Annotated in this window: 7 protein-coding genes, 1 tRNA gene, 1 pseudogene and 1 riboswitch; of the genes and pseudogenes, 1 reads left to right on the top strand and 8 read right to left on the bottom strand. The window is 47.5% G+C overall.

The genetic code is table 11. The features are described 5' to 3' along the window. From moaC to VIN66_RS02890, 8 genes are all read right to left on the bottom strand, one after another. Nucleotides 1-452, bottom strand: a 452-nt coding sequence (gene moaC / locus VIN66_RS02925; RefSeq protein WP_331922595.1) for a cyclic pyranopterin monophosphate synthase MoaC, incomplete at its 3' end; no start/stop codon positions are given. Between the two features lies 1 nt (nt 453). Then, on the bottom strand, nt 454-993 hold the full coding sequence (locus VIN66_RS02920) for a molybdenum cofactor synthesis domain-containing protein (protein ID WP_331922594.1): 540 nt from the start codon (nt 991-993) through the stop codon (nt 454-456). Further along, entirely contained in the window at nt 980-1,546 is a 567-nt protein-coding gene (gene mobA, locus VIN66_RS02915) for a molybdenum cofactor guanylyltransferase (RefSeq protein ID WP_331922593.1), read from the bottom strand. The genes VIN66_RS02920 and mobA overlap by 14 nt, the downstream gene beginning before the upstream one ends. A 14-nt stretch (nt 1,547-1,560) precedes the next feature. After that, nucleotides 1,561-2,532: a GTP 3',8-cyclase MoaA gene (gene moaA, locus VIN66_RS02910; RefSeq protein WP_331922596.1), complete on the bottom strand. Its 972-nt coding sequence runs from the start codon at nt 2,530-2,532 to the stop codon at nt 1,561-1,563. Further along, nucleotides 2,521-2,657, bottom strand: a riboswitch (molybdenum cofactor riboswitch). (Overlaps the previous gene by 12 nt.) 187 nt (nt 2,658-2,844) lie before the next feature. Further along, on the bottom strand, nt 2,845-3,525 hold the full coding sequence (locus VIN66_RS02905) for a GIY-YIG nuclease family protein (protein WP_331922592.1): 681 nt from the start codon (nt 3,523-3,525) through the stop codon (nt 2,845-2,847). Nucleotides 3,526-3,720: 195 nt separating this feature from the next. Further along, nucleotides 3,721-3,797 (bottom strand) — tRNA-Val (locus VIN66_RS02900). Between the two features lie 117 nt (nt 3,798-3,914). After that, complete coding sequence (locus VIN66_RS02895) at nt 3,915-4,922, bottom strand: DUF3080 family protein (RefSeq protein WP_331922591.1); 1,008 nt, start codon at nt 4,920-4,922, stop codon at nt 3,915-3,917. A 3-nt stretch (nt 4,923-4,925) separates the two neighbouring features. Then, nucleotides 4,926-6,284 (bottom strand): MATE family efflux transporter, encoded by a 1,359-nt coding sequence (locus VIN66_RS02890; RefSeq protein ID WP_331922590.1) that lies wholly within the window; start codon nt 6,282-6,284, stop codon nt 4,926-4,928. Between the two features lie 59 nt (nt 6,285-6,343). Between VIN66_RS02890 and VIN66_RS02885 the strand changes: the two are divergent. Next, a pseudogene (locus tag VIN66_RS02885) lies at nt 6,344-6,644 on the top strand (riboflavin synthase); the annotation flags it as partial.

Genomic DNA, 6,644 nt, shown 5'->3' with positions numbered 1-6,644 from the left:
TGTACCTTTAGGATCGACATTGATTTGTCGACAGCTTTGCACATATCGTAAATGGTCAGTGCGGCAACCGAAGCTGCGGTCAAGGCTTCCATTTCAACGCCGGTTTGCCCGGTTACACGGCAACAGGTTTCGATATAAACCAGGCCTTGTTCAGCGTTTAAAGTGAACTCTACCGTAACTTTGCTCAGCATTAAGCTATGGCACAGCGGGATTAGCTCGCTGGTTTTCTTCGCTGCCATAATGCCGGCAATACGGGCGGTGGCCAGCACATCGCCCTTTTTAAGCTGAGCCTGCTTAATTAATGTGATGACGTCTGGTGTAGTTTGCAGCAAGGCACTGGCGCGCGCCAAACGACTGGTATGGGCTTTATCAGCAACATCCACCATGGTGGCGGCACCACTGTCGTCTAAATGTGTAAGATCAGAATGTGTAGCACGGTTTGCTGCTGTCATATCAACCTCCACAGCTTTTGCTTGGGCTATTTTTTATATGGGCGACAAAGTTGCAGGGACCCGTTTGTGCGTCTAGTTGCGGCAAAATGAGTTGCTGCATCGCCAGGGTACAGGCGCTACCCGAGCCTGGCATCGCAAATAGCAGGGTGTCGTTTGCGATACCAGACACTGCGGCGGATTGCATGGCGGCAGAGCCTAACTGGCTAAACGAAAGTTGACGAAATAGCTCGCCAAATCCCGGCACCTGCAGATCCAGCAGCGGGGTTATGGCTTCGATGGTGCAGTTACCTTTGGCATAACCCGTACCGCCGTTAATCAGAATAACCTGAATATTGCTACTTGCTATCCAATGGCTTAACAGTGCGCGCAGAGTATATTTATTGTTTGGCAGCAGCGATCTGGCGGCTAGCTTATGGCCTGCCTGCACCAGTGAATCGCTAAGTAAGTCTCCACTGCTGTCGTTATCGCAGCTGCGACTGTCTGACACAGTAAGTACGGCAATGTTTAGCGGATAAAACCGGTTTAAATCAGGCTTTGGCATACAAGCTCCCGCTGTTAACTAATAAAAGATATTGCTGCCAATCGTCTGGCGTATTGGTATTGAGAAGTTCAATTGCTGGCGCCGTTAAACTAACGGCATTTAGTTGTGTCAGCAGGGCTTTAACCGAACGCTGGCCACTGCGCAGCTGCGCACTTATCAGGCAGTTAAGCGCCGGGCTTACCGGTAATACGCAAGGCAGCGGGCTATGGCTAAAATAGCAGGCTTTGCCATTGGCGTGTTGCAGCAGTTGCTGCACTCTGGTCACTGTTAATAGCGGGGTATCAATGGGCAATACCAATAACTGCGAGCAGTTACAGTGTTGCAGCGCTGCCAATATACCGGCTAAAGGCCCTTGCTCAGGCAACTGATCAGAAATAAAACCCGGCAGGTTGCGGCTTATCAGCACTTCCGCCGCGCCGCTTTCCAGCGCCAATTGCTGCATATGCGCCAGTAGACTCTGGCCATTAAGTTGAAGTAGAGCTTTATCCCGGCCCATGCGGCTGGATTTTCCACCGGCTAAAATTAGTGCGCTAAAGGGTGTTGCACTGCTCATCTCATCCACCTCTTTTATCCACCGATTTGGGCTAAATGCCGGGTGCTGCCGCTGTAATCCTGTGTCAACTGGTGGCTGAAAGCTTTGCCTTGCACCGATTGCTGTAAAAAGCGCATTAAGGTTGCGCTGTCATCAGTTTGCAGCAAGCTACGTAAGTCCTGATAAGTATCGGTAAACAGGCACAGATACAGTTGGCCGCTACTGGATACCCGAAGCCGGTTGCAATCAGCGCAAAAATCTTTGCTATAGGGCATGATCAGGCCAATTTTTCCTTGATAGTCGCTGTGAGAATACTCAAGCGCCGGGCCATCAGTACGGGCTTTGGGGTTTAACTGCCAACCGTCGGCTAACAATTGCTGCTGAATACTGGCACCGCTTAAGTGTTGGTGTTGATAAAAATTAGCATTGTCACCGGTGCGCATTAATTCGATAAAGCGCAGTGCAATGTCCTGTTGCTTTACAAAATTTAAGAAGTCCGGTAACGCCAGTGCGTTGTGTTGCTTTAACAGTACGGTGTTTATTTTGACTTGTTTTATGCCAATGGCTTTTGCGTAATGTATACCAGCTAAAATATCGGCAAGTTTGTCCTGGCCAGTAACCAGGTGAAAGGTATCGGCATCTAAACTATCGACACTGACATTCACGGCGTCTAAACCGGCTTCCTGCCACGCCTGTGCATCGCGTTTTAAGCGATAGCCGTTGGTAGTGAGTGCGACCTTTTCAATACCCGGTACCGCTTTGCAGGTGGCAATAATTTCCGTTAAGTCTTTGCGTAGAGAAGGTTCGCCACCGGTAATGCGTACCTTTTTTGTGCCCAGTTTGGCAAAGGCAGTAATCAAACGGCGAATCTCTGTCAGAGTAAGCTCGCCGCTGCGGGAGTGACAGTCAGTGCCATCTGGCAGACAGTAGGTACAACGGAAATTACAGCTTTCCGTGACTGAGAGCCGCACGTAATTAAATCGGCGCGAATAGGCGTCAGTTAACATCATTCACCTTTCCAGGTCGGGAGGTAAGACCGTTTCCAGGCTTACCCGGTGGCGTTATTGCCACGGCATACCGTTCCTAGCCTGGTTAAAGCCTTAGAGCCGGTAGCTCGGTGTTATGTCTGTAAGCTTAAGCAGTTTGCTGGCGTATTGTTATTGCCAAGAAGGGGCGTTTTACTACTACCTAGTGGGTAGATTGTTTTCATACGTAACATAGCTATTATTTCAATTGCCGAAGAGGTACCTGCACTACATCACTTGATTGGAAAATAATTGGATTAGTTCAAGTTGATTGGTCACGATAAATAGTTTAATTCAAAGTTTATTATTTCCAATTAGGTATACGAATTCGTCGTTAAATAACCACCATAGCTCTCCTCTATGATACTGAATATCTTGAAAAACTTTTATGGTCGTGTTGCTCTTTGATAAGGTAACTTCTAATTTCATACCTTTTCTCTGAATTCTTTTTAAACCCTCAGCAGCGGAGCTCTTTTCAATTTTGAAAAATTTCGAAATAGTAGAGCTTGAAAGAAATCCATCGATAATCAGCCCTGTCATTTTGACTGCTTTTCGCAATGATAAAAAACTGGTAGAGGCAATGATGAAATTGATTAAGTTAATGTCTCGGGCAGAAAGCTGAGGTTCCCACCAAGCAGAAATCAAGTCAGAATGCTTGGATATGCGAGTGCCAATGGCTCCATCAATCTCCGCATAATCGATCAAAGTGTCGATCACGTGAATTGCTTCATTAAGTGATATATCGAAAAACTCTTTATTTGCATTTACTCGGTGTCCATACAACACCGCATGGGCTCTTCTTTCGACAAGCTTCGCATATTCTGAGAAACGTGAATATTCAAGCTTAAAGTTGTATGGAATGCTTGTACTTTTACTTAATGAATCAACTCTAATAGATGGTGTGTTGCTTGTGGACCCGATTTTTAGGATTCCGTTTGTAAACGCTTGATTAGAAGCTATATAAATGTGCGTCATCTGGTAATTATTAAGGTATAAATCATTACCTCACTATATCAACCAACTATTACAACGACAAAAAGTAAACTAATAAAGCCTAAACAGTTATCAGCGTCAGCTTCACTTGTTGCTACCTATGTGTTACCTAGAAAAATTAATTGAGATGTGAAAATAAAAACGCCACCCGTAAGGTGGCGTTTTTATTGGAATTTTTGGTGCGTCCTAGTGGACTCGAACCACCGACCCCCACCATGTCAAGGTGGTGCTCTAACCAGCTGAGCTAAGGACGCACACTTTATGTTATAGCGCATAGCGAACAACGGCGGCTATGTTATTGTGCTGTTGTCGCCTTGGCAAGTATTTTTATATCCAGGGGGCGAGTTTGCTGTATTTTTCACCGCTTTAGCTTAACCGCCTGCGGTAAGTTGCAGCGGACAGGTGGCGTTAACAGCTTGCCACCATTTAACATGCTGACTGAGTGCAGTGCGCATATTCTGATGATTACCGTTAAAGCGTTGTTCTAACGCAGGGTACAGCGGGGTATCACGATACAGTTCTGCCAGCAGTGGCCAGATTTGCTGTTGGTATTTGTCCAGATCTACCGTGTATTGCTGCACCTGGGCAATAAAATATTTTGCAAAGATATTACCTAAAACCTCCAGTTGCTGGTTATCCGGTCTGGGCTGGCAAAGTTTCGTTGGTGTTACGTTGGCGAGGGTAAGATTAAGCTGATTTAACCGGTGGCTACTTAAGCGTAAACTGTGCTGTAAGCGGCCGATAAAGTTGTACTGATACAGCTGCTGCAGTTGCTGCTCAATGTTAACCCGGGCTGCCTGCTGCCAGTTTTGCTCGCTGATAAACTGCTGTAACCGCGTTAGTTCAGTAAGCGCTTGCCAGGTTTCACTATGGCCTGCCACATCATGCAGCGGCAGACTCTGGCGTGCACCTAATAACTCTTTACGTAAGGTGTCATCGGTTAGCAGCATATTATGCCAAGCGATATGGACACTGTTTTGCTTTTGCTGATATACCGCCTGTAACTCGCTGAGCAATGCGGTGTTGTCCCAGCTTAAACTGATGCATTGTTGTAGCTGTTTGAGAAAACGCAGCTCATAGCTTAGTTGTTTACTGGCACTGTACACCCTTCCCAGGCTGGAGTTGCGTTCACCTATTAAGGTATCCAGGCTGCAGCGGCGGGTGGCGTAGGCATCGGTAATGTCCAGCCGCAAATCGGGCAGGGGTTGTTTTAAATCGCGTTGTTCGGCTAATTTTGCTGCGGCTGGCAAGCTGCTGTCTGGCGCAGTGGTATCCAGCACCCGGGCTAATCGCTGCTGATAATTGGTCAGTGCTTTATCGCCGTTATAACCGCTGCAAGCTGTTAAACCCAGCAGCAGCGGTAGCAGCCAGAGTTTCATATGTTACGCCGCCTTATGTTCCAGTTTATGTAAAGTACCTTTTAAGATAATAGCCAGCATCAATGCAGCAACACTTAAGCCGGCAATAATACCAATCCAGAAGCCATGGGGGCCCATGGGTTCTACCAACCAGTCTGTTAAACCCAATACGGCACCTAGGCCAAAGCCGATTGGCCAGTAAGCAATAAAGGTGATAAAAAATACCGGTTTAGTCACTTTCATACCGCGCAGTGCGCAAGCAGAAACCACCTGAATCGCGTCCGATACCTGATAAAAACAGGCCAGAATGAGCAGGGACGCAGCAAGCGCAATAACGCTGGCATCGGCAGAATACAGTGATGCTATAGTGCCACGCAGTAAGAACGTCAGGCTGGCAATGATAAATGACATCATCACTGCAAGCACTATTGCTGTCGATATGGCTTTTTTCAGTTCAGTTAGGCTTTGCTGGCCCACTAAATGGCCAACGCGGATAGTTGTCGCCATACCGAGGCTAAGCGGCAGCATAAAGACGATACCACTGTAGTTTTGTGCAATTTGGTGCCCAGCAACCATGATAGGGCCAAGATGCACTATGGCCAGCGGAATGCAGGCAAATAAGGTCACTTCAAAAAAGATTGAGAAGGCGATAGGGGTGCCGATGCTGACAATTTGCCAGCAGTCTTTCAGGTTTAGCCGGTAACTGTCGGGGTGGGTTTTGTAGCGCTGTGTGGTGCGGCTAAACCAGCCGTATACCAGGATGGCAATAAACATGGCAACAAACACCAGGCTGGTCGCTATACCACAGCCCGCGCCGCCAAGGGCAGGCATGCCCAGTTTGCCGTAAATAAACACATAGTTAGCCGGGATATTAACCAATATACCGACAAAGCTTATCCACATACTGGCTTTGGTGTTGCCAATGCCTTCAAACATACTGCGGACAACCATATAGCCAGCTGCGGGAAACAGGCCGAAGCTGACATAATACAGGTAATCCAGAGTTTTTTGCCTGAGCTCACTTTCCATCTGCAACAGATCAATTGGGGCCTGCACGTATAACATCAGAATAAACAAGGCCGCGGCCAGCGCCATCGCCAGATACATTGCCTGCACGGTAAAGTGGGTTACAGGCTTGACCTGTTTGCCACCATAGTACTGGGCCACTATAGGCGTCAGGGCCAGCAGCAAACCCTGCATTGTCATCACCACCGGAAACCACAGGCCGGATGCAACAGCAATGGCCGCCATATCAACAGCACTGTAGCGGCCGGCCATCACAGTGTCGACAAAGTACATCAGCGTCTGGGTAAGTTGTGCCAGCACTATGGGGCCAGAAAGTTTCAGTATGGTTCTGGCTTCGAAGCGGGAAAAAGGTAACATAGCGGGTCTGTTGTATCAGCAGCGTGCAATGACGCGCAATGTAGCACAATTGGGGGCTTATGTTTACCGGAATAGTTCAGACCAAAGCTGTGATAACACAAATTCGTGACGAAGTGGCGCTGCGGCGTTTGACCATAAAACCCGGTGCTGAATTTTTGCGCGATTTAAATCGTGGCGCCAGTATTGCCATTAACGGTGTGTGTTTAACGGTTACTGATTTTGATAGCGCAGCAGGTTGGGTTAACTTTGATGTGATTACCGAGACATTAGCTAAAACCAACTTAGGCAAGCTTATCGTTGGAGATGACGTTAATTTTGAGCGCTCGCTTACATTTGGCAGTGAACTTGGAGGCCATATTG

The organism is Rheinheimera sp. (assembly GCF_036568245.1).
Classification (GTDB): Bacteria; Pseudomonadota; Gammaproteobacteria; order Enterobacterales; family Alteromonadaceae; genus Alishewanella.
Note: the sequence above shows the minus strand (reverse complement) of the source record. Positions and strands in the feature narration are given on the sequence as shown.

What these genes read in the sequence shown, in the direction of transcription:
- VIN66_RS02895 (WP_331922591.1), bottom strand. Translation starts at nt 4,922, where the DNA reads ATGAAACTCTGGCTGCTACCGCTGCTGCTGGGTTTAACAGCTTGCAGC.
- VIN66_RS02920 (WP_331922594.1), bottom strand. Translation starts at nt 993, where the DNA reads ATGCCAAAGCCTGATTTAAACCGGTTTTATCCGCTAAACATTGCCGTA.
- moaA (WP_331922596.1), bottom strand. Translation starts at nt 2,532, where the DNA reads ATGTTAACTGACGCCTATTCGCGCCGATTTAATTACGTGCGGCTCTCA.
- VIN66_RS02905 (WP_331922592.1), bottom strand. Translation starts at nt 3,525, where the DNA reads ATGACGCACATTTATATAGCTTCTAATCAAGCGTTTACAAACGGAATC.
- VIN66_RS02890 (WP_331922590.1), bottom strand. Translation starts at nt 6,284, where the DNA reads ATGTTACCTTTTTCCCGCTTCGAAGCCAGAACCATACTGAAACTTTCT.
- mobA (WP_331922593.1), bottom strand. Translation starts at nt 1,546, where the DNA reads ATGAGCAGTGCAACACCCTTTAGCGCACTAATTTTAGCCGGTGGAAAA.